The sequence below is a fragment of the Pantoea coffeiphila genome (assembly GCF_016909495.1).
In the GTDB taxonomy this organism is placed as follows: domain Bacteria; phylum Pseudomonadota; class Gammaproteobacteria; order Enterobacterales; family Enterobacteriaceae; genus Erwinia; species Erwinia coffeiphila.
Genome location: NZ_JAFBFW010000014.1, coordinates 1 through 20,546, shown reverse-complemented (window position 1 = coordinate 20,546; position 20,546 = coordinate 1). Strand labels below are relative to the sequence as shown.

Genomic DNA, 20,546 nt, shown 5'->3' with positions numbered 1-20,546 from the left:
GACATGATTCAGCTGACCGAGATCCAGAAAAACATGTGCAGATTCATCCGGCAGTACGCCGCCGAAAATGGCTGCGCGCCAACCCGGGTGGAAATAGCCACTCACTTTGGCTGGCGTTCCGCTAACGCCGCCGAAGCGCATATCAAAGCGCTGGTGAAAAAGGGTGCGCTGTACAGCAAACCGCGTTGTTCTCGAGCGCTGAAAGTGCTGGTGGACGTTTAACACCTGGCCGCTGGCCACCTGCAGTACCGGATAACAAGAACATACCAGAGGGGATACACGTGAGAATCGAAGCCGCATTAAAACATTTCAGTCCGAAAACGATGATGATCACCGACAGCCCCGGCGCTACCAGCTCGGATAATATCGACGGCACACACGTTATGGCCGCGATAGGCATGTGCCAGGCCAAAGCCGCTTTTGGTATGAGCGCGTATCTGGGGAAAGCAGGCATCAGTCAGCAGGATCGGGATAAAGCAGTGCAGCACCTGCTCGCATATGCCCGTAAAACAGCACCAGCGCTTCTCAGGAAGGCCGCAGCGGGAAAATTGAGTCAGTGTATGTCAGTGCTGGCAAAATTCGCCTACGACGATTATGCGCGTTCTGCTGCCGATGCGCAGGAGTGTCCCGACTGCACCGGCAGGGGAGTGACGAATACACTGGCCAGGGTGATGACGCATCCCGGCTGCGGAGAAAAAACGGCGCCGACGTATCAACTGCAGCTGGTGGAAAATCGGTGCGTGACATGTCACGGCAAGGGAAAGCTGTCAGCTCGATGCCGTTGTGGCGGTTCCGGTAAAGTCCGGGATCTGAAGCGCTCGAAGCTTCTTGGCTTGCCAGTGGAAAAGGATTGTGACCGCTGCGATGGGCTGGGCTTTAAGCGGCAGCCGTCGACTGTCGCGTTTAAGGCGGTCCGGGCGCTGGTTCCTGATCTGAACGAACGCACCTGGCGGCGGAACTGGAAGCCGTTTTATGAAAGCCTGATCAGTAAATGCGACATCGAAGAGAGCGCTGCCGATGCTACATTCTGCAAAGTGACGCGATAAGTCGAAATGTTGCGTCGAAATCTATTGCATTTTGACCGAAATTGACCAATTATATCTCCCATCGTGGGATTTCAATGCCCACAGGCAATAAAACACATTCAGAAGCTCCGCAAACGCGGGGCCTTTTTGCTTTCCGCAGTCTCGTTTCGATGCTGCCCGACGTTCTCTTTCACGTACCCGTTATTTGACTCATGTAATGAGGTGAATAGGCATTCTATTCTGCTCACATGGTCTGGCCGGTCGCGACATTATCTTTCCCTTCCAATCCACACACAGCGCCACGGCATCGCCGGAGGTGAGAGCATGTATCGCATGGACAAACTATCTACTGGTATCGCCTATGGGACCTCCGGCGGCAGCGCGGGGTACTGGGTTTTGCAGTTGCTGGATCAGGTGACTCCTTCTCAGTGGGCCGCCATTGGCGTGCTGGGCAGTCTTGCCTTTGGTTTCATGACCTACCTGACCAGTCTTTATTTTCAGATTAAGGCTGATCGGCGCAAGGCTGCCCGGGGCGAGTAATGGCAAACCTGAAAACGAAACTCAGCGCTGCCGTGCTGGGACTTGTGCTGGCCGGCGCTCCTGCCAAAGTCATTCTGGATCAGTTTCTGGACGAGAAAGAGGGCAACCGATTGTTGGCTTATCTCGATGGTTCCGGGATCTGGACAATTTGCCGCGGTGTGACCCGCATTGACGGTAAAGCGGTGGTGAAGGGCATGCGGCTGACTGCCGAGAAATGCGCGGAGGTGAACGCCATTGAGGAGCGCAAGGCGCTGGCCTGGGTAGAGAGCAATATCAAGGTGCCACTGACTGAGCCGCAGAAAGCCGGTATTGCCTCGTTCTGTCCGTACAACATCGGCCCCGGCAAATGCTTCCCTTCCACGTTCTATAAGCGTCTGAACGCCGGCGACCGTAAAGGAGCATGTGAAGCGATGCGCTGGTGGGTACACGATAACGGGCGAGATTGCCGTTTGACGAAAGGGCAGGTCGGCGGCTGCTACGGGCAGGTTGAACGCCGTGATCAGGAGTCTGAGCTGGCATGCTGGGGGTTGGACCAATGAAAGACTCCAAATTAACGGTCGTACTGGTTGCTGTGTTTCTGCTCCTGCTGATTGGGCTGGGCGGCGCTGCGGTCTACTACCACGGTGAATACAGTGAACAACGCAAAGATAATGAGCAACTGCAGAAGGATAACGATCGGCAGAGCAGTGTCATTGCCACGCAGTCCATGCAGTTCAACCGCTTTAACCAGATAGCCGCTGCTGTCCAGCAGTACGACGCACAAATCACGGCATCATCCCAGGAGAAGCAGATTGAATACCGGACGATCCTCAAAACGGAGCCGACCTGTGCTCTCGCTGTGCCTGCTGGCATTGCTGGCCGGTTGTTCGAGTACGCGAACAGTTTACGTGCCAGGGCAATGCGTTCCGATCCCGGCATCGCTGACAGCTCCGGTACTGACGCCACTGCCACCGGCACCCTGACATACTGCCAGGTGGTGTTGTGGATTGACCCACTGCTGACAGCCATTGACCAGGCTAACAGTCAACTGGCTGGCATCCGAGAAATTGAACAAACCCGACAGGAGAAACACGATGGCACTTCAAGGCAGTGAAAACCCAGTGCAGCAGCGGCAGCAGTGGAACGACGAAATTGAAAGTGGGAGCGACGCATGATTAAGCTCGCTTCCTTGTTAATCAGTGCAGCGCTGCTTTGTGCTTTGGCTGGTGGTGTATTCATGCCGGTTGAAGGGCTCGTCACGTTATCTGTGGCTGCCTGCTGGTCTCTGACGGCACTGTCGATCCCGGTATCGCTAATTCTCATCTGCGCGGCCAGCATGTACGGTCCATCGACAGATGAACCACTGAAAACGTCGCTGGCGAAATTGCTGGTGAACGCAGCCAAAAAGCGAAGTCGGATTGGCAAGTTTTTGGGGCGGCTGCAATTTGTACTGACGCTTGCGCTGCTGGGTTATGCAGGCTGGATCTTTACGGCCGTGACGTATTTCCTGGCGAGCATGGTTATGCGATTCGCGGGCTCAATGGCGCGTGATGCCGCCGTGAAAAGCGGACTGGCGTGAGCATCACAAGGCGCATTTACGAGTGCGCCTGATGATGCGGTTTAGCAGGAACGCAAGGAAAAAAAACCAGCTTACCCTCGTCGAAGTAATAAGCTGGCGAAAGAACATCAAAGTGCTTGTTTTCCTCATCGAGAAGATTAGCTAATGATTCTGCTTTTTCCAGTTATTTAAGATTTTCTGTATCAAACCGAAAATAAAAAAGCGCTATACCAAAAAAACGCCCGGGGGAGGCGAGTTGATATAGCGCTGACATTGCTTCAATCAACAGGGGGACGAAGCACAAAACCCTTGGAGAAGAGTGAGGTAAACATTAGCTTATCGCAACAAAAAAGCCAGTTTATTGCTCCGTTTAATTTGTCTATATCCGCATGGCTTTGCCTGCGGTAAGTATCTTATTGCCATCACAATGCCTGGCGTGCCGGTCATCGTCATGACAGTAAACCACCACCTGAGGTATCCCATGCCAGAAATCACTACCGAACAGACCAACCAGCTGGAGCTACTGGCCACGCTGGGTTACGACACTGCAGCAATTAAGGTGGCTGTAAAATACATCCAGGACGATCCGTTCAAACATCGCATGTTCATCCAGCAGTACAACCGCGTATATGGCGAGTCCGAGCTGGTAGCTCGCGCCACGAAGGCAGTGCAGGAATCAGTCGAAGCAGAGGCAGTAATCAATACCACCGCAGTTACCGAATAACCCCTCCGGGCGGGCGCAGGCCGTCGCCGTCTTTCTGTGTCAGCATCGATCTGTGGCTCCTGACAGTTAGCGCACAGAGAGAATCAAAAACGCCAATACCGTGTTACTCCTGACGCCAGTCAGGGGCGCTCACTCATGGTCGCCAGTCGCTGCGATGGTAGATGAAAGCGATTTTACAAAGTTCTGCAAATGGTGCTGATTAAGCGCCATTGCCAGAGTTTTGTGGATGTTTCGTCAGAGACCGGTTAACTGCATCCCCGGGTTTATATCAACTGAACCAGCAGGAAACTCTGAATGGCTATTGGAATACTGACCTACAAAGTAACGCTACGGCGTTTTATGAAGCCGATCCTCATTATCGGAGCACTGACTAAATGGGACTGGCTTGTAAATTTATGCTTCAAAATGGAGCTAATCCGCGAAGGCGAAGAGGTCACTCTTCATGGCGATAAGCGATAGCCTCCTTAACGACTTCCATAAATAGGATTAACGCATGGCATCACCTGACTGGGAGGCTATCGAATCAGCTTACCGGGCTGGTTTGTTGTCTGTAAGAGAAATTGCATCACAGCATGGCATCACTCATGGTGCCATCAATAAGCGCGCAAAGCGTGACGGGTGGGAGCGCGATCTTAAGGCGAAGATAAAAGCCAAGGCGGACGCGTTGGTATCCAAACGCGAGGTATCCAGGGTGGTATCCACCGAAACGGCTACCAATGAACGGATACTGATTGAAGCAAATGCCGAGGTCATTGCCACCGTCCGCATGGAGCATCGCGGCGATATCCGCCGGGCGCGTGAGATAACCAACGCGCTGTTCGACGAACTTGGCGCTGAATGCGCAGACGTCGGCGCGCTGCGTAAACTCGGTGAGCTGATGCTTGATCCCGACGACAACGGCCGCGACCGCCTGAACGAAATCTACCAGTCGATCATCAGCATGCCGGAACGCGTGAAGTCGGTGAAGGCGCTGAGCGACGCGCTGAAGAACCTGATTAGCCTGGAGCGTCAGGCCTACGACATCGACGGCCCAGAGGGCGACAACTCCGTTAAAAAACTTTCTGACCTCATGGATACCTTGTCTCAGGGGGCGTGATGAAACCTGAGCACCTGAAGCTGCTGGCCGATAAGGACTGGCGGCTTAACAACCTGTACTGGATCACCGACAAAGAGGGCAAGCCCACTCGGTTCAGGATGACGCCCGAGCAGCGCGAGTACTTTGAGGGTATCCATACCCGCAACATCATTCTGAAGGCGCGCCAGCTCGGATTTACCACCGAGGTGTGCATTATCCAGCTGGATGCCGCGCTGTTCGAGTCTGCCAAGTGCGCGTTGATCGCCCACACGCTGAACGACGCTAAGCGGCTGTTCCGCGAGAAGGTGAAATTCGCCTACGACAATCTCCCAGACGAGATAAAAGCCGCCAACCCGGCCAGCAATGATTCCGCCGGCGAGCTGGTTTTCAAAAAGGGCGGTTCGCTCTACGTCAGCACCTCATTTCGCGGCGGTACACTGCGTTACCTGCACGTTTCCGAGTTCGGCAAGATATGCGCCAAGTACCCGGAGAAAGCCCGGGAAATCGTTACTGGTGCGTTTGAAGCTGTATCGACAGGATGCTTTGCCACGATCGAAAGCACAGCAGAGGGGCGGGCAGGCTACTTCTTCGACTATTGCCAGATCGCCGAAAAAGCCCAATTGCAGGGTAAGCCACTTTCGCCGCTGGACTGGAAGTTTTTCTTCTTCTCATGGTGGAAGAATCCGCAGTACGCAATCGACCCGATAGAGCCGCTCCCGCAGCGCCTGGTTGAATACTTTGCCGAGATGGAGGCAAAGCACGGCATCGTGCTGAACGAGCGGCAGAAGGCCTGGTATTTCGCCAAAGAGAAGACGCTCGGCGACGACATGAAACGTGAATATCCGACCATTCCGGCGGAGGCGTTCCAGCAGTCGGTCGAGGGTGCTTACTACGCCAAACAGTTCCGCTGGCTTTACACCAATAAGCGGATCGGCGCGCTGCCCGATAACTCACACCTGCCGGTGCACACCTTCTGGGATATCGGTGTCGGCGACTCCACGGCTATCTGGTTCGTACGCGAGGTCGGCGAGGAGTTCCACGTTATCGACTACTACGAAAACTCCGGAGAAGGCCTGCGGCACTACATGAAGGTGCTGAAGGACCGGGGCTATGAGTACGGCGAGCACTGGGGGCCGCACGATATCGAAAATCGCGAGTTCGGCTCTGATGCCAAATCCCGTAAGGAACTGGCGCGGGAAGGGTACGAGATTGACGGTCAGAAGTATTCCATGACCTTCAAGGTGGTACCGAAAACAGGCGTCGATACCGGCATTGAGTCGGTGCGCGAGCTGCTGCCGAAGTGTGTCTTTGACGAGGAAAAATGCAGCGAGGGCATCACCCACCTGGAGGGCTACCGCAAAGAGTGGGATGACAAGCGCGGTTGCTGGAAAGATAAGCCGCTTCACGACGCAACATCGCACGGTGCCGATGGGTTCCGCTACTTTGCCGTGGCGAAGAACAACCATAAAAAAGTCGGCGCCATCTTCTTCTAAGGAGCACCAGTGAATCTACAACCTCGGGAAAATTTTCTCGTCAATGCGCTGGCTGCTACCGTTGGCCGCCTGCGGTCGATGTATGCCGGAGTAAACGGCAACACGAAGCGCACGAAGCTTTGGGACGAGTTCGGATATCCGGATCAGGTTGGCTTCGAGCAGTACTACCGGGCTTATGAGCGTAATGCCGTGGCTCATGCCGCGGTGCACAAGCTGCTCGATAGCTGCTGGGTGGACAATCCGACCATCATCGACGGTAGCGAGGCGAAGGAAGCGACCAATACCACGCCATGGGAAAAACAGGTAACCAAGCTGCTGAAGAAGCACTGGCCGAAAATCAAGGATGCCGATCGGCGTAACCTGATTGGCCGGTACTCGGCGCTTCTGATCCAGTTCAAAGACGGTCGCGAGTGGCATCAGCCGGTTGACCGGGTGGCGGTTGGCAGGCTGAAAGAAAAGGCCATCGTTAAGCTGATCCCCGCGTGGGAGTCGCAGATAAAACCGGGTAACTTCGACACCGACACGATGTCGGAGACCTACGGCCAGCCGGTCAACTATAACTTCAACGAGCAACCGGTCGGTGACGATGGCACCTACGGCCCAGTGCGCGGCGTCACCGTTCACCCCGATCGCATCATCATCCTGAGCGAGGGCTCGGAGGATGAGAACATGCTATCTGGGGTGCCGTTGCTGCGCGCCGGATATAACAAGCTGCTCGATCTGGAGAAGGTGTCCGGCGGCAGCGCGGAGGGCTTTCTGAAGAATGCCAGCCGCCAGCTGGGTATTTCGTTCGATAGCCAAACCGACATGCAAACCATCGCTCAGATGGCAAAAGACGCCGGGTACAACGACCTCGGCGAAGCCATGAACGATAAAATGATGAAGCTGAACCGGGGGACCGACGCCGCTCTGGTTACTCAGTCCGGTACGACTTCAGTTTTGTCCGTCGCAGCTGCCGATCCGGCACCAACCTGGACGGTCACCGCCAACGAGTTCGCCGCCTCAATCCAGTGCCCGTTCACCATTCAGTTCGGTCAGCAGACCGGCCGCCTGGCATCCGACGAGGATAAGACGGACTGGGCGAAACGCTGCAATGGCCGCCGCTGGGGTTTTATGTCGGCGGTGGTGATCGCTGTGCTGGAGCGATTCTGGACAATGGGCGCCATTGAAGCTCCTTTATCCGGTGAGGTAACGCTGGCCTGGTCCGACTTACTCGCCCCGAGCGAGAAAGAGAAGATCGCCAACATGCAGGCAATGGCCGACGTGGCGCAGAAAACACAGCAGGCGTACGGCACACCGGCCATCGAGCCCAACGAAGTGCGCGCCGTGGGTGAGATGGAGCCGCTGAAAGAGACCGATTTGCCAGACCCCAACGCAAAGCCATCCGGTAAGGACCCGCTAAATGACGACAGCGACGACCCGGATCGGGACGCCAATCGTACCGCGTAACAAAGCCGACCCCACGCAGTCAGCCCGACAGGTTGGACGGATGTTCCGCGACATCGACGAGCGGTATCTGGCAATCAAGCGAAGGTTGAGGGTGCTGTTTGACGAGCGGCTGACCGGAACGGCAAGTGCGATTAACGTCCGGCAGGGCTTCATGGCCTGCAACAATGCCGACGGACCGGATACGCTTTACCAGGTAAATGCCGGAACATTCATCTACGATATGAGCGCGCCGCAGCTCGCCGACCTGCTGCAGATTGTCCAGACAATACTGGATGATGCGCTGCTGGAGGGCGGGAGCCAGAATCTGTGGTCGCTGGGCTACGTTGGCGCTGAGTATGAGCGCGGCACTCTGCAGGCGTTTACCAACCTGTCGGCGCAGTCACAGGTTTACACGCAGCAGACCACCCTGGCGCAGCTGCTGAGTAGTCCGGCATTGCAAAACCAAATCGCTGCGGCTTACGTCTCGACTTACAGCGACTGGAAGGGCATCAGCGATGCGGCTCGCGCGGATCTGGCAAACGTGATCTCCAGCTCGATAGGTCGCGGCGTCAATCCGCTGGAAACGGCCAGCATCGTCAGTAAGCGCCTCAATGTCTCAATGTCGAGTGCGAAGAACATCGCTCAGACCGAACAGGTGGGCGCCTTGCGCGAGGCTCAGTGGCTGGAGACGGATTGGGCGCGGGACAGGCTGGGGCTGAACACGGCAGTGCTCTGGATCTCCGCGCTAAAGCCCACGACGCGCTCCTGGCATGCCTCGCGCAGTGGCAACGTGTACACCACTGAAGAGGTGCGGGATTTCTACTCCGCGAACGGGAATCGCTACAACTGCTATTGCTCGCAGATACCGTGCCTGCTGGATGAAAACGGGCAGATCGCCAACAAAGGCGTGACCGACCGGCTAATCAAAGAGCGGGATAAATGGAAGCAGGCCGCCTGACCATCAACAATCAATGAGGATCCAGCATGAAGCGCAACCGCGTTAACGTGCTGACCGTCGTCAACTCCGCTTCAAAAATCACCACTGAAACTATCGACGGCAAGCCACATATCGTGGTTCGCGGCGTCACGCCCGTTGTCGACGATATTGTGATGAACCGGAAGTTGTACCCGGCAGCAGAAATCAGCAAGGCCTTTAACACCCTTGAGCGCAACCCGATGCCGTTCGGTCACCCGAAGGTCGACGGCAAGCACGTGTCTGCTCGTGACGTCCGGGCGGTGAATAACTACCACGTCGGTGCATGGTTCCAGAACGTGACCCATACCGACGGCAAGGTATCCGGCGATATGTACGTCGATCGCCAGTACGCCGAGGGCAGCGAGAAGGGCAAACGCCTGGTGAATCGCCTGGACGAGATGGCCGCTGGCAGCAACGTCGAGCCTATCCATATCTCGACCGGCCTGCTTTATTCCGGCATCGCGGCTAACGGCGAGTCGAAGGGCAAAAAGTACAACGAAATCGCCACCAACATGCTGTTCGACCACGTGGCGATCCTGATGGATGAACCGGGTGCGGCGACGCCAGGCGAAGGGGTGGGCATCTTCGTGAATGCCGATGGTGATGAGCTGGAAATCGAAGTTGTGAACCTGGCCGAAGCAAATGCTCCCGATCTGCATGACCCGTCGTTTAAATCATTTTTTACTCAGCTAAAGGCGTTTTTCAGCGCCAACAGCGATTCCGTCAAAGAGGAAGTTGATCCGATGAAAGAACTGATCGTAAACGCGCTTCAAGCCGCGGGTAAGCCGACCGAAGGCAAATCCGATGAAGAGCTGATGGACGCGTACAACCAGCTGGCAGCCGAAAAGGCCGCCGAAAAATCTGAAACGCCCGAAGAGAAGGCGGCCCGCGAGAAAGCCGAGAAGGATGCGCGCGAGCAGGCAAACAACAGCGCCGAAGCGCCGGCATGGTTCAAGCCTTTCGCCGACAAACTGACCACCATCGAAAGCGGTCTGGCGGTTAATGCCGACAAAGAAAAGGGCGAAAAGCGCGCTGCCGTTAAGGCCAAGTTTGGCCTCGACGATCTGGCCGTTAACGCACTCGACGGCGCCGCCCTCGATGGCCTGTATGCCCAGTGCCCGACTTCTTTCGGCCTGAATGGCGCACACCGCCAGCAGTCCACCACCAATTCATTCAGCGACATGCCGGAGTAAGTCATGGCTAAAGACGGAAAGCACGTAATTCACGCGGGTGGCATCTTCGCTAACCCGCAGCTCCACCGCGAGGGCTCTGCGGCGGCAGATATTCTGCCTGGCACCATTGGCACCTTCGTAAACGGCAAGTTCACCGCGGCTACCGACGGCAAGGCCGCAGCCATCCATTATGTGGCGAACTACGACTACCTGCGCTGCAAAACGGTCGATGACACGATCGCTGCTGGTGACTGGGTAGTTGCATTCCAACCGACGCCGGGCGTTTTCCTCAACTTGCGTGCTGCTGCCGGTACCTACGGTAAGGGCGACCCGGTAGCAGTCGCCAACGGGCGCATCAAGCCAGCCACCACCACCGGCGACACGCCAGATACCGTGTTCGCCTATGTCGAAGAAGATAAAGACCTGACCGCTGCAGCCGGCGATCTTGTCCGCGTCGTGTTCAAATAAGGAGCGACAATGTTTTCATTCTCAACCCGTCTGGCGACCGAGACCAATAACCTTGAGGTTAATGCGGCTCAGTTCCAGGAACTTCAGTTCGCACGCAACGCCAGTGCGCAGGCCGTTGCCGACTTTATCGCGCGTACCCGTGCGCGTGGTGACGCAGCAAACGCACCCGCACTGGATGCCATCAACGCAGTCGACGATATCCGCCGCCTGTATCGCTCTTACGACCAGACGGTGCTGGCGCAGTTCGAACCCAATACCGAGTTCACGCTGCTGAACGACCTGACGCCGTTGTCCCGCTCTGTACGTCTGGAGGAGTCGGTGTACGAGTACGCCCGCACCGGTGGCCGCGGCTGGGCGCACACATCCATGTCAGGCCAGGTCGGCGCGGCGCTGGACGCTAAAAGCTACACCTTCGACGGCACCATGGTGCCAATTCACGACAGCGGCTTTAAGTTCAACTGGCGCGACCCGGTGTTCAACAAAGGTTCTGCTCTGTCCTCTCTGGCAGATGCTCAGTCAGGTTCAGTGAATGATGTGCGTCGTCAGTATGTCGATTTCATCTGGGATGGTTTCCGGGACAGTGAAGGGAACTTCATTAAGTTTGACAACTACACCTGGAAAGGCCTGCGCGGCGACGATCGCGTTGCTCACGTTACGCTGCCCATCAACTTTGCCACCAGTACCGATCCGGAAGCGATGCGCAAAGCCGCCATCGCACTGCGGGACGTGCTGAAGGTGCAGAACTTCCAGTACGGTCAGCAGACCTGGTACGTGTCGGCAGAAATCATGTCCAACCTGGAGCAGTACTACGACACCACCAACAAAACCCGCACCGTGCTGGAAGAGTTGCTGAAGCTGTCGGGTATCTCGGCGATTAAAGAAGACGCCAAACTCACCGGCAATCAGGTCCTGATTGTGCCTCTGCAGGCGGGCGTCATCGCGCCAATCGTCGGCCAGGCGTTCGGTACCGTTGCCGATCCGCGCCAGTTCTACAACAGCGATTACGTGTGGCGCACCTGGGGTGCTGCCGGTCTGATGGTCAAGCAGGACATCAACGGCAAGTTCTCCGTCATTTACGCTTCCAGCTAAGAGGTCACCATGGCACTTGTGAAAATTCTCTCTGCGAATCTGTTCGCGGGTGCCAGCTTCCAGAAACTGGAGGCTGGCGTGGTGTACGACGTTGACGATGCGATCGCCGAAAAGTGGTTGGCCGAAGGTAAGGCAGAGAAAACGACCGAGAAGAAGGGCGAAAAGCTCTCCTTTGCGGTGGCTGCTCCGTCTACTTCGACCTCGTCCAGCGCATCTGAGCTGCAGACGCAGCTTAAAGCGGCGCTGGCGGAGGTGCAGGTGCTCAAGGATGCGGCCGAAGCGGCTACCACCACTCACGCAGCTGAACTTGAAGCGGTTCAGAAGGCTCATGCCACAGCGCTGGAGATCGAGAAACAGCGCGCTGACGCAGCGGAAGCGGCGCTGGCGGAAATCCAGAAGAAGGCGAAATAACCATGACAGTGCAGATAACAGCGGCGCAGGTAAAACAGCAGTTATCTGCGCTGGGTTACACCGTTCCGGACTTCATGATCGATGCCTACCTCTGCAAGTTGGAGGGTATCAGCGCCTGCCTGGAGGCTGCCGGCCATGATGACTGCGACCTGATGCTGATTCAGGTTTACGCCGTCACCCTGATGGCTGTCACCGCGTCTGGCCAGCGCATTAAGTCTCAGTCGGCACCATCCGGTGCGTCGCAGTCGTTCGACTACAGCGGCGATATTAAAAACATGCGCAATACGCTGGCCGCGCTCGATAAGTCTGGCTGCACGTCGGCCTTACCGATCGACGTTGGCAGCAGCGTGGGCTTTTTTGATGTTGTGGGAGGGTGATATGTCCGAACCGAAAGACGAGCCTGAAGATAAGCCGGACTGCGAGAAGTGCCCGGATTGCCCCGGTTGTCCGGATCAGCACCTGGAGTATCCATTGTGAGCCGAGCAGCCAGCTGGAGTTACACCGCGACAGCGACAATCTGGCGGCGCATACGCGATGCTGACGGTAGCGATACCGACGGCGGAGGTCAGCCGTACGGGTGGGAATCGCCGATCGCCATCCTCAGTGACTATCAGGGCGGTCTCTCTGCAAAAATCGGCGACATCGGTCGGGAAATCGTGGTTAAAAACACGATCTGGAGTGAATACGCTGAGGCCAGGCAGGGTGATTACATCCTGATCGGGGCATCATCCGCATCAGTACCGCCTGCAGAGGCCGACGAGATAAGGCAGGTGATTCGCTTCGCTGATACGTTCGAACGAATTGCCGATGATTTTGCACTGATTACCGGAGTCTGATTATGGGCGCTAAAGTTCGCGGTATCCGCGAGGCTAAAGCTAACCTCGATCGCATTATCAAGGGCGTTCAGGGGCGAAAGGTTGTTCGTGCGTTGCAGTCGGCAATGCTCATTGGCAGCTCACAGGCAGCGCTTTATACGCCGATTGACACATCAACGCTCATCAACAGCCAGTTCCGGGAAATCACCGCTAACGGCGTCAGAGTGACCGGGCGTGTTGGTTATACGGCGTCTTATGCAGTCTTTGTTCACGATCCGGAAGTTAAACAGAACTTCAGGCGTTCGACTGCGCAGAAAGAGTTCTTAAAGAAAGGCTTCGAAGACACCCGCAGCCTGATCGACGCGGTGGTTAAGAAGGAGCTGAAACTATGACACCGGCGATGTATATGCGCCTGAAAGACCTGTTTGTTGCCAAAGGACTCACGGCCGGCTTCAAGGTGCAATGGCGACAGTGGCGGGACTCGGGGAAAGATGCCGATCAGTTCATCGTATTCAGGCCATCGGGCGGTACTGATATTGCCTACGACCTCGGTGGCGACTGGTATGTGATGGTCGATATTATCGCGTCCAAATCGAATCCTGACGCCGCAGATACGGCGGTCAACGCCATTGTTTCCTATATCAGCGCACAGGTCGACGCTGACGGCTGTGTTGGTGCGCTCAGCCTCGTTGGCAGTATTCCGTCAGCTATACCCACTGAGGAGGGCCGGTTAGTTACCCGGTTACTCGTCTCATGCACATACGGCGAATAATCGCCAGAATCACCCATCAGGCTGCCATCTGGCGGCCTTTTTTATTTGAGAGGTACACATGCAGGGCTGCCAGAATGACACCGGTAAGCTGATCGGGAAAACAGCGGTACTCCGCATGGCTTATGGCTGTGCTGATACTGTTCCGGCTCTTTCCGAATGGAAGCGCCTGGGCGCGCTAACCACGAAAGGTTTTGACTACTCCATGAATACCGTCACCTCTGAGGCTGACGATACGAAAGGTCTGGTTGAGAACCTTGTCAACAATATGGACTTCACTATTTCTGGTGAAGGTGAATTCCGCAAGAAGGACAAAGGAACCGAAGTTGGTGCCATCGCTATCTCGAAGTACATTTTCGATGAAGTGCAGGCTGGCCGGCAGCCGACCCTCTGGGTCCGTTTCGACTTTGTTGGTGAAGATGCCGGCACCTACATCATGGGGTATTTCAACACCACATCATGGTCTGGCGATTTCGGAACATCCGACATTTCCACCTTCTCCGGTGAGTGGAAGGTCTACGATGCTGACACCGTAGTGTTTGAGGTGGCTGGCCCCGCGCTGGTGTTCACTACGAATCTGACGGCAACCAAAAGCGTTGCTGCCGGATCTGCTCTGAATATGCCAGTGGCGGTGGCGGGCGGTACGGCGCCTTATACCTACGTCTGGAAGAAAGACGGAGCGGTTATCAGCGGACAAACGACGGCCACGTTTAACAAGGCCAGTGCTGTGGCTGGTGATGCCGGCGTTTACACCTGCGAAGTCACCGACTCTTCAGTTTCACCGGTGAAAATTACTTCAGCTGCATGCACTGTCACCATCAGCTAACTGCCCGATGCCGCGTGAGCAGTACAAAGGGCGTTCCGGCGCCCTTGATACTGTTTATGGAGCAACTATGAATCCGATTAAAGAGTTAGGCGAATGCGTGATCGGTACCGATGACCGGGATTACTTTTTTCGTCCGTCATTTCGCAATATGGCGCGCATAGGAGAACCGGCTGAAATCGTCCAGGCTTTCTATGACCTGTGCAACGATGAAGTCACCCCTTTGCTGCAGCGTGCGGCTAAGGCCTATATTCGCGATGATTACAGTCGACTCCCAGACTGCGTGCAACGTTATATCCAGAGCGGGCTACTAACCCGTAAGGCCATCATGGCCGCTCATACCGTTCTCACCGCTTGCTGCGACGATGATATCGGGGAGTTGGTCGGATGGATGAAGCCAGGGAAGACGGGAAAGCGCGGATTTGTCTGGCGGTCAGGTAGCATGCCGCCAGAAAACATGGTTATCGTCGCGCAAAACCTGATGATGCACGGCATCGTCGGCAAAGCGAAGGTGCGCAAGTTGCAGCGTTATGAGTCAAATGATGTCACTGCTGAGTTTCGTGGTGCCGACTACATCATGGCGGCGCGTAATCATTTTGGCATCAGTCGGGAAGAAGCGGAAAACCTCACGATGACTGAGTTTGCCATGATGATTGCCGCCAAATACTCGAATCAGAAAGGCTTTACCCGGGAAGAGTACGACGAAGTCATGGATGAAGACGATCGCCGCTGGCAGGCAATGATGGCACAGGAACAGGCGTGAAGGCGGAAGACTTATTTACACGTCGCGCGCTGAAGCTGTTTTTGTGTTTCCCTCTACCCTAAAACTTGATCCGCACTTATGATTTAGAGTGTCATCGAACGTCCACATACTAAGATTTGATTTCACTCAACCAGGAGGGATGCCGTGAATTGGATTTCAGTTGGAGAGGCTTTACCAGATACAAAGTTTCAGCGTCAGATGGTCATCGTTGCAACAGATAAGGGTATTGGAACGGCATGCTATAACGATATCAGTAAGTTCCATAACGCTGTATTGAGCGGAAACACTCTGTATTCAACACTCGTTATCACTCACTGGATGTATTTGCCTGCTGCACCCTGGTCATAAGTGACAAGCCCGCTTGTGTGGGCTTTTTTGCTATCTGGGCATCCTTGCCCGTTATGTCTCCATCTTACGAGCAATAGCCGCCCTTATGATGGGAGCCGGTTCCGCCATGCGGATGCTGACCTTTTGGGCACGCAAAAGCTGAAGCAGACATAATGCCCAGCAGTGAAGCCAGAAGAATTGCTGTGATTTTTTTCATTGATTGCCTGTGTAGTCTTGCCCTTGGGAAACCCCAACATTCAATATACACATGTGACTACCAATAAGAATCCTGACAAATGATCAGTGAAAACTCGCTGAGTCTCAAGTCGGTTTCTTGCTTCCCATTGCGCCGGTTCCCCGCTACGATCTGGTGACTTGTTGCTGATGGGGGTGGGTAATGGATTTAGAGCATGATTTTAACGTTGATGATTTTTTCAAAGAAATAGAAGGGACAGAAGGCAAATTTAAAGTAGACCGCAAAAAAGTTAGATTTCTTGCGGAAAATCAACACCAATATATATTGGACATAGAGTTATCAGGTGGTAACAAGCATGCTGCTGAGCTAGATGTTAATGATGTTGTTGCTGAAATGCTCGCCAATATTATGAAGTCTAAATATTCTGATTTGGCTGCTGATTTTTCTGGGGTTCTTACTGAAGAAAAGATGGCGTTAACAAATCATGACCTAGACATTTCCGAGAAAACCTACAATCAAAAACTGCAAGGTATTGAAAAAGAAGACTTAAGGAAGCTAGATATCGTTCGGATATTGCCATGGATTGGGGCCGTCTTTGTGGTGCTTCTTCTATTTGGTTTCCTAAAGTAAGAATTTCCATCATCACTAATCGCCTCGCTATTGCGGGGTTTTTTTATGCCCGGAGAAAAGTAAATGTCAGAGAGCGCAGGCGGAATTTATTACGATATCGAAATGGATGTACAAGGTCTTCTTGTGGCTCAGCAGCGTGTAAATCAGCGCCTTGATTTGATGGAGAGGGGCTTCGATAACACGACCCGGTCTATTAATAACACTGAACGCTCGATGTCCAGCCTCTCAGGCGTTGCTGTAGCGCTTGCCACTGCGCTCTCTGTAAAGCAGGTTTCTGAATACGCGGATGCCTGGGCTACCGTAAATAACAAATTAGCCAACTCGCTGCGTCCGAATGAACAGCTCGCGGAAGTGACTGAGCGCGTATTTAACATTACACAGCAGACGCGCGGTAGTTTAGATGCCACTGCTTCGCTGTATGCTCGCCTGGAAAGGGCGACCCGGCAGTACGGGACAAGCGCTGGCGACCTGAGCAAACTCACGACGATCATTAATCAGGGCTTTGTGGTTTCAGGAGCAACAGCGCAAGAAGCAGAAAACGCAATAATTCAGCTGTCCCAAGGGTTGGCGTCCGGCGCTCTGCGTGGTGAGGAATTTAACTCAGTAAATGAGCAGGGTAACCGCCTGATCGTCGCGCTGGCTGATTCCATGGGAGTCAGTATTGGTGAAATGCGTAATATGGCTGCGCAGGGCAAGCTGACGACGGATGTTGTGGTAAATGGCCTGCTTTCCCAAGGGGCGGTGATTGGTGCTGAGTTTGCCAACACTACAATGACGATCAGCCAGGCGCTCCAAGTCGCTGGTAATAACATAACTAAGTTTTTTGGTGAAAGTTCGACTGTAAAAACGGGGGCTGGGGTATTTAATAATGCCGTAGTCACAGCCAGCGAAAATATAGGAGTCCTTAGCGCTGCATTAACTGCCGTGGCTGCGATTATGGGAAGCCGCTTTGTTGGTGCATTAACAATGTCAGCCTCTTCTCAAATTCAGTCTGCTTTAGCTGCACAGCACCAAGCGGCTGCTAATAACCAGTCCGCGCAAGCGGCATTGGTAGCCGCAAACTCGGTTAAGAGAAAGGCTGTTGCCGATAAAGAAGCAACACTGTCTGCATTGGCTCTTGCTCAAGCAGAGTATAACGTTGCTAAAGGTAGTGCAGCTGAAATGTTGGCTATGAATGCTCTTATCGCAGCAAAAACAAGAGCCACCGCCGCCTCAATTGAATTAAAAATAGCTGAAGATGCTCAGGCGTCTGCTTCGGTTCGCGCAGCAACTGCTGCAAGGGCCGCATCCGCGAGCATTGGGCTTGCAAGGAGTGCTTTTGCTTTGATTGGAGGGCCTGGGGGAGCCGCAATGCTTGCCGCAGCGGCTATTTTCTACTTTTGGCAGAAATCTCAACAAGCAAGGGAAGAATCGCTCCGGTTTGCCGACAGCCTTGATCGGGTTAATTCATCAATGAAGGCGATGGACAACACGCAGCTTCGCGGAACTATTTCTGACGCGAATAAATCCATCCGCGCACAAGAAGAGGAGATAAGTAGCCTCGAAGGTACAGTAAGTGATTTAACTAAAAGATACAGCAACTTCACCCCAGAAGCAGAGTCAGCAGCTGAGAAGATGGGGATGGCTACAAGTTATGCCGCAGAACAAAAAGAAGTCTTTGATGAGTTAAATCAAAAGACACGAGATTTATCCACTGCCAGAAACCGACTTGCCAGAACGGTTGAAACAGCATCAGAAGCCACAAGAACGCTAAACAACAATATGCTGACCTCAATGGGTGTGCATGATGGGTTGGTTGAAAAAGGATTTAGTCTTGAGCAGGTTCAAGGCGCTGTAGCAAAGGCATTTGGCTTGACCGCTGACGAAATTAACCGAGCCAATCAAGCTGGGCAGAACTTCAAACCAGCATCCTTGCAGATATCCCCTGCAACAAAAGAAGGGGCTAAATACGTAGAGCATCTGGAAGAACAAAACAAGCTTCTGAAGATTCAGGATGAGCGCCAAAGAGCAGTGACACAAGCCAAGCTTGAAGCCGAAAAAACAACCAGTAACGCAAATCAGATCGCGGATGCACAAAGGCTTGCTGGAGAAAACTTTGACCTTAAGAAGGCAGAAGAAGAAAGGCGCAAAGAGCAGCAGAAAGGCGAGCAGCAGGAGAAAAAGACTGCATCGTCAGCTGAATCGGTGGCGCAGAAACTGGCGAGCCTCAAACAGCAATCCGAGCTGGCAGCCGTTTCCACACAAGAGTTAAGTCGCGAGCAGGCCATCCTGCGCGCAGAGCAGTCGCTGGGTAAGGGCGCAACAGAATCACAGATTCAGCAGGCCCATGATTATGCAGCCGCCATCTGGGATACAGCTGCCGCCATCAAAGCTCGCAACGCCGTTCCGGAGCTGAAAGAAAACGCCGACTATACCGCGCAGAAATCGCAGCTGGAGATGCTGAAGAGTGCAACGGATGCTAACGGTAAGCTGCTCATCAGCCAGGAGCAGTACAGCGCCGCTTCCGAGCAGCTGGAGCAGGAACACCAGGTGCGACTGTCGAAAATCCGGGCTCAGCAGGTGAGTGCTAATCCTATAGCAGAGGCGCGGGGCGAAATTGACCCTGTTCAGGCGCTGGCGAATCAGAACAACCAGAAACTGGCCCTCATGCAGCAGTATCAGCAGCAGGAGCAGGCGATACTCAAGCAGAGCTACCAGTCTGGCAGCATCACCTACGACCAGTATATTGCCGCACGGCAGGATACCGACGCTCAGTATCTGGCGCTGCGCACAGCTCAGGAGAACCAGTTTAATCAGCAGATGACTGCGGCGCAGTGGGAACTGCTCAGCCAGCAGGGCTTAGGCTACAACATGCTGACGAGCGCGGTGGACTCTTTCTCCGGCAACGCATCGAATGCACTGACGGGCTTGCTAACCGGCACGATGTCTGCGCAGGAAGCCATGCGCTCTCTCGGCAACACCATTCTCAACAGCGTGCTCAACTCTATCGTGCAGACCGGCGTTGAAATGCTGAAGAACTTCATCCTTTCCCAAACGCTCGGCGCCGCTACACAAGCTGCCAATGCTGCCACTGCCACAGCTGGTGGTGCTGCCGCGCTTGCCGCCTGGACTCCAGCAGCGATAGCAGCATCAATAGCTACCGGAGGAACTGCATCAGCAACCGGTTTAAGCGCTTATCAGACGGCGCAGACAGCCGGGCTGGCAATGAGTGTTCTGGGTGGGCGCAAAAATGGCGGCCCGGTATCTGCTGGTGGTCTGTATGAGTTTGGTGAAGGTAACCTGCCGGAAGTCCTGCAGATGGGCGGCAAAAGCTACATGCTACCGGGTAACAATGGTCGGGTGTTCAGCAATAGTGATGTTAGCGGCGGTTCTCCAGCGATCAGGAAAGCATCCACCGGACAAGAATACGCACAGGCCGGAGTAAGTGGCAGTTCTGCCTCGGGAGGCGTATCAACGGGAGGCGCGGCTTTACCACCAATCATTAACGTCTATCAGTATGCCACCGGCTCAGGTGTGGATGTGCAAACATCGAAGTCGCTAACAGGGCAGGACGTTATTGATATTGTTAGCTACAATGTTGCTCAGGGTGGTCAAATCGGGCAGACCATCGCTAATCATCATAATGCACCAAGACGGGCGACCGGCGGTTGATATTATATTAATTTTCATTGTTGTTTGGTTCTCACGATATTTAATTACACTCAAATGAGGTATGCATGACTGATGAATCTTTAAAAGATGAAAGCTCTGATGTGCAATATTCATTACCGGCTAAAGATAGCTTGTTAGTGGATTTTGTCCGCTGGGCAAACAGAGGGGTGTCGATCAGTGTAACCCTCTCAGTCAAAGGTACTATTTACAGTGGTAATGTCATTGGTGGTGCAGAATGGTGCAATCAGATCATTGCTGCAGCCGCTAAATTACACGGTAGCGAAGATAATAAAACTGCCTTCGTTGAGTATTTTCACTCAGTGAAAGACAATCTTTATACCGATTTGAAGGACGATTTTGATGATGTTGGTTTTATTCATCTTAAAGACGTCAGAGTATACCAAGGATCGCAACCAATTAAATTGCCTGAAACATTATGGCGCTTGAAAATTGGTGAGGTAGATGGCTTCACAATTGGACTCTGGTCTGCATCCTAACCCGCTACGGCGGGTTTTTTAATGGCGAAATCTATGGCTATCCCATACCCCGACTGGCTGCCGCTGGCGCAGAAGTCCAACAAAAACCCGAAGACGGACACCGGATTTCGCACCGATCAGCCGCAGGTCGGCGCGCC

The 20,546-nt window shown here is 54.2% G+C and carries 26 protein-coding genes; all 26 read left to right on the top strand.

Going from position 1 to position 20,546, the window contains the following annotated elements; all coding sequences use genetic code 11:
- Window positions 1-3: 3 nt before the first annotated feature.
- Window positions 4-222, top strand: a complete 219-nt coding sequence (locus JOE09_RS25300; protein ID WP_205067774.1) for a LexA family protein — start codon at window positions 4-6, stop codon at window positions 220-222.
- A 59-nt stretch (window positions 223-281) separates the two neighbouring features.
- Window positions 282-1,046, top strand: a complete 765-nt coding sequence (locus JOE09_RS25295; protein ID WP_205067773.1) for an antitermination protein Q — start codon at window positions 282-284, stop codon at window positions 1,044-1,046.
- 303 nt (window positions 1,047-1,349) lie between these two features.
- A complete protein-coding gene (locus tag JOE09_RS25290; protein WP_205067772.1) occupies window positions 1,350-1,565 on the top strand; it encodes a class II holin family protein in 216 nt (71 codons plus the stop codon).
- Window positions 1,565-2,104 carry a lysozyme gene (locus JOE09_RS25285; RefSeq protein ID WP_205067771.1) on the top strand — a complete coding sequence of 180 codons (540 nt, stop codon included), beginning with the start codon at window positions 1,565-1,567 and terminating at the stop codon, window positions 2,102-2,104. The genes JOE09_RS25290 and JOE09_RS25285 overlap by 1 nt, the downstream gene beginning before the upstream one ends.
- Window positions 2,101-2,658 carry a hypothetical protein gene (locus JOE09_RS26235; protein ID WP_239553297.1) on the top strand — a complete coding sequence of 186 codons (558 nt, stop codon included), beginning with the start codon at window positions 2,101-2,103 and terminating at the stop codon, window positions 2,656-2,658. The genes JOE09_RS25285 and JOE09_RS26235 overlap by 4 nt, the downstream gene beginning before the upstream one ends.
- A gap of 57 nt (window positions 2,659-2,715) precedes the next feature.
- Complete coding sequence (locus tag JOE09_RS25270; RefSeq protein WP_205067769.1) at window positions 2,716-3,123, top strand: hypothetical protein; 408 nt, start codon at window positions 2,716-2,718, stop codon at window positions 3,121-3,123.
- A 460-nt stretch (window positions 3,124-3,583) separates the two neighbouring features.
- Window positions 3,584-3,826, top strand: a complete 243-nt coding sequence (locus JOE09_RS25265) for a DUF2560 family protein (RefSeq protein WP_205067768.1) — start codon at window positions 3,584-3,586, stop codon at window positions 3,824-3,826.
- 294 nt (window positions 3,827-4,120) lie between these two features.
- Entirely contained in the window at window positions 4,121-4,285 is a 165-nt protein-coding gene (locus JOE09_RS25260; RefSeq protein WP_205067767.1) for a hypothetical protein, read from the top strand.
- Window positions 4,286-4,319: 34 nt separating this feature from the next.
- Window positions 4,320-4,922: a hypothetical protein gene (locus tag JOE09_RS25255; protein WP_205067766.1), complete on the top strand. Its 603-nt coding sequence runs from the start codon at window positions 4,320-4,322 to the stop codon at window positions 4,920-4,922.
- Window positions 4,922-6,394, top strand: coding sequence for a terminase large subunit (locus JOE09_RS25250; RefSeq protein ID WP_205067765.1), 1,473 nt, complete (start codon window positions 4,922-4,924; stop codon window positions 6,392-6,394). The genes JOE09_RS25255 and JOE09_RS25250 overlap by 1 nt, the downstream gene beginning before the upstream one ends.
- 9 nt (window positions 6,395-6,403) lie before the next feature.
- Entirely contained in the window at window positions 6,404-7,843 is a 1,440-nt protein-coding gene (locus JOE09_RS25245; RefSeq protein ID WP_338049391.1) for a DUF1073 domain-containing protein, read from the top strand.
- Window positions 7,797-8,780 (top strand): structural protein, encoded by a 984-nt coding sequence (locus tag JOE09_RS25240; RefSeq protein WP_205067764.1) that lies wholly within the window; start codon window positions 7,797-7,799, stop codon window positions 8,778-8,780. Before JOE09_RS25245 ends, JOE09_RS25240 begins: the two co-directional genes overlap by 47 nt.
- 26 nt (window positions 8,781-8,806) lie before the next feature.
- A complete protein-coding gene (locus JOE09_RS25235; protein ID WP_205067763.1) occupies window positions 8,807-9,991 on the top strand; it encodes a DUF2213 domain-containing protein in 1,185 nt (394 codons plus the stop codon).
- Window positions 9,992-9,994: 3 nt separating this feature from the next.
- The gene (locus tag JOE09_RS25230) at window positions 9,995-10,438 is read left to right on the top strand and encodes a hypothetical protein (protein ID WP_205067762.1); all 444 of its coding nucleotides are present in this window, start codon (window positions 9,995-9,997) and stop codon (window positions 10,436-10,438) included.
- Between the two features lie 9 nt (window positions 10,439-10,447).
- Window positions 10,448-11,527, top strand: a complete 1,080-nt coding sequence (locus JOE09_RS25225) for a major capsid protein (RefSeq protein WP_205067761.1) — start codon at window positions 10,448-10,450, stop codon at window positions 11,525-11,527.
- Window positions 11,528-11,536: 9 nt separating this feature from the next.
- Window positions 11,537-11,938, top strand: a complete 402-nt coding sequence (locus JOE09_RS25220; RefSeq protein WP_205067760.1) for a hypothetical protein — start codon at window positions 11,537-11,539, stop codon at window positions 11,936-11,938.
- A 2-nt stretch (window positions 11,939-11,940) separates the two neighbouring features.
- On the top strand, window positions 11,941-12,315 hold the full coding sequence (locus JOE09_RS25215; RefSeq protein ID WP_205067759.1) for a DUF7370 family protein: 375 nt from the start codon (window positions 11,941-11,943) through the stop codon (window positions 12,313-12,315).
- A 96-nt stretch (window positions 12,316-12,411) separates the two neighbouring features.
- Window positions 12,412-12,774, top strand: a complete 363-nt coding sequence (locus JOE09_RS25210) for a hypothetical protein (RefSeq protein ID WP_205067758.1) — start codon at window positions 12,412-12,414, stop codon at window positions 12,772-12,774.
- Window positions 12,775-12,776: 2 nt separating this feature from the next.
- The gene (locus tag JOE09_RS25205; protein ID WP_205067757.1) at window positions 12,777-13,145 is read left to right on the top strand and encodes an HK97 gp10 family phage protein; all 369 of its coding nucleotides are present in this window, start codon (window positions 12,777-12,779) and stop codon (window positions 13,143-13,145) included.
- On the top strand, window positions 13,142-13,525 hold the full coding sequence (locus tag JOE09_RS25200) for a phage tail termination protein (protein ID WP_205067756.1): 384 nt from the start codon (window positions 13,142-13,144) through the stop codon (window positions 13,523-13,525). Before JOE09_RS25205 ends, JOE09_RS25200 begins: the two co-directional genes overlap by 4 nt.
- A gap of 58 nt (window positions 13,526-13,583) precedes the next feature.
- Window positions 13,584-14,348 carry an immunoglobulin domain-containing protein gene (locus JOE09_RS25195; RefSeq protein ID WP_205067755.1) on the top strand — a complete coding sequence of 255 codons (765 nt, stop codon included), beginning with the start codon at window positions 13,584-13,586 and terminating at the stop codon, window positions 14,346-14,348.
- 67 nt (window positions 14,349-14,415) lie between these two features.
- Window positions 14,416-15,108, top strand: coding sequence for a DUF6246 family protein (locus tag JOE09_RS25190; protein WP_205067754.1), 693 nt, complete (start codon window positions 14,416-14,418; stop codon window positions 15,106-15,108).
- A gap of 144 nt (window positions 15,109-15,252) precedes the next feature.
- Window positions 15,253-15,456, top strand: coding sequence for a DUF551 domain-containing protein (locus tag JOE09_RS25185; protein WP_205067753.1), 204 nt, complete (start codon window positions 15,253-15,255; stop codon window positions 15,454-15,456).
- Window positions 15,457-15,832: 376 nt separating this feature from the next.
- Complete coding sequence (locus JOE09_RS25180) at window positions 15,833-16,261, top strand: hypothetical protein (protein WP_205067752.1); 429 nt, start codon at window positions 15,833-15,835, stop codon at window positions 16,259-16,261.
- Window positions 16,262-16,324: 63 nt separating this feature from the next.
- The gene (locus JOE09_RS25175) at window positions 16,325-19,912 is read left to right on the top strand and encodes a tape measure protein (protein WP_205067751.1); all 3,588 of its coding nucleotides are present in this window, start codon (window positions 16,325-16,327) and stop codon (window positions 19,910-19,912) included.
- 65 nt (window positions 19,913-19,977) lie between these two features.
- On the top strand, window positions 19,978-20,409 hold the full coding sequence (locus JOE09_RS25170; RefSeq protein ID WP_205067750.1) for a hypothetical protein: 432 nt from the start codon (window positions 19,978-19,980) through the stop codon (window positions 20,407-20,409).
- Window positions 20,410-20,546 lie beyond the last annotated feature (137 nt).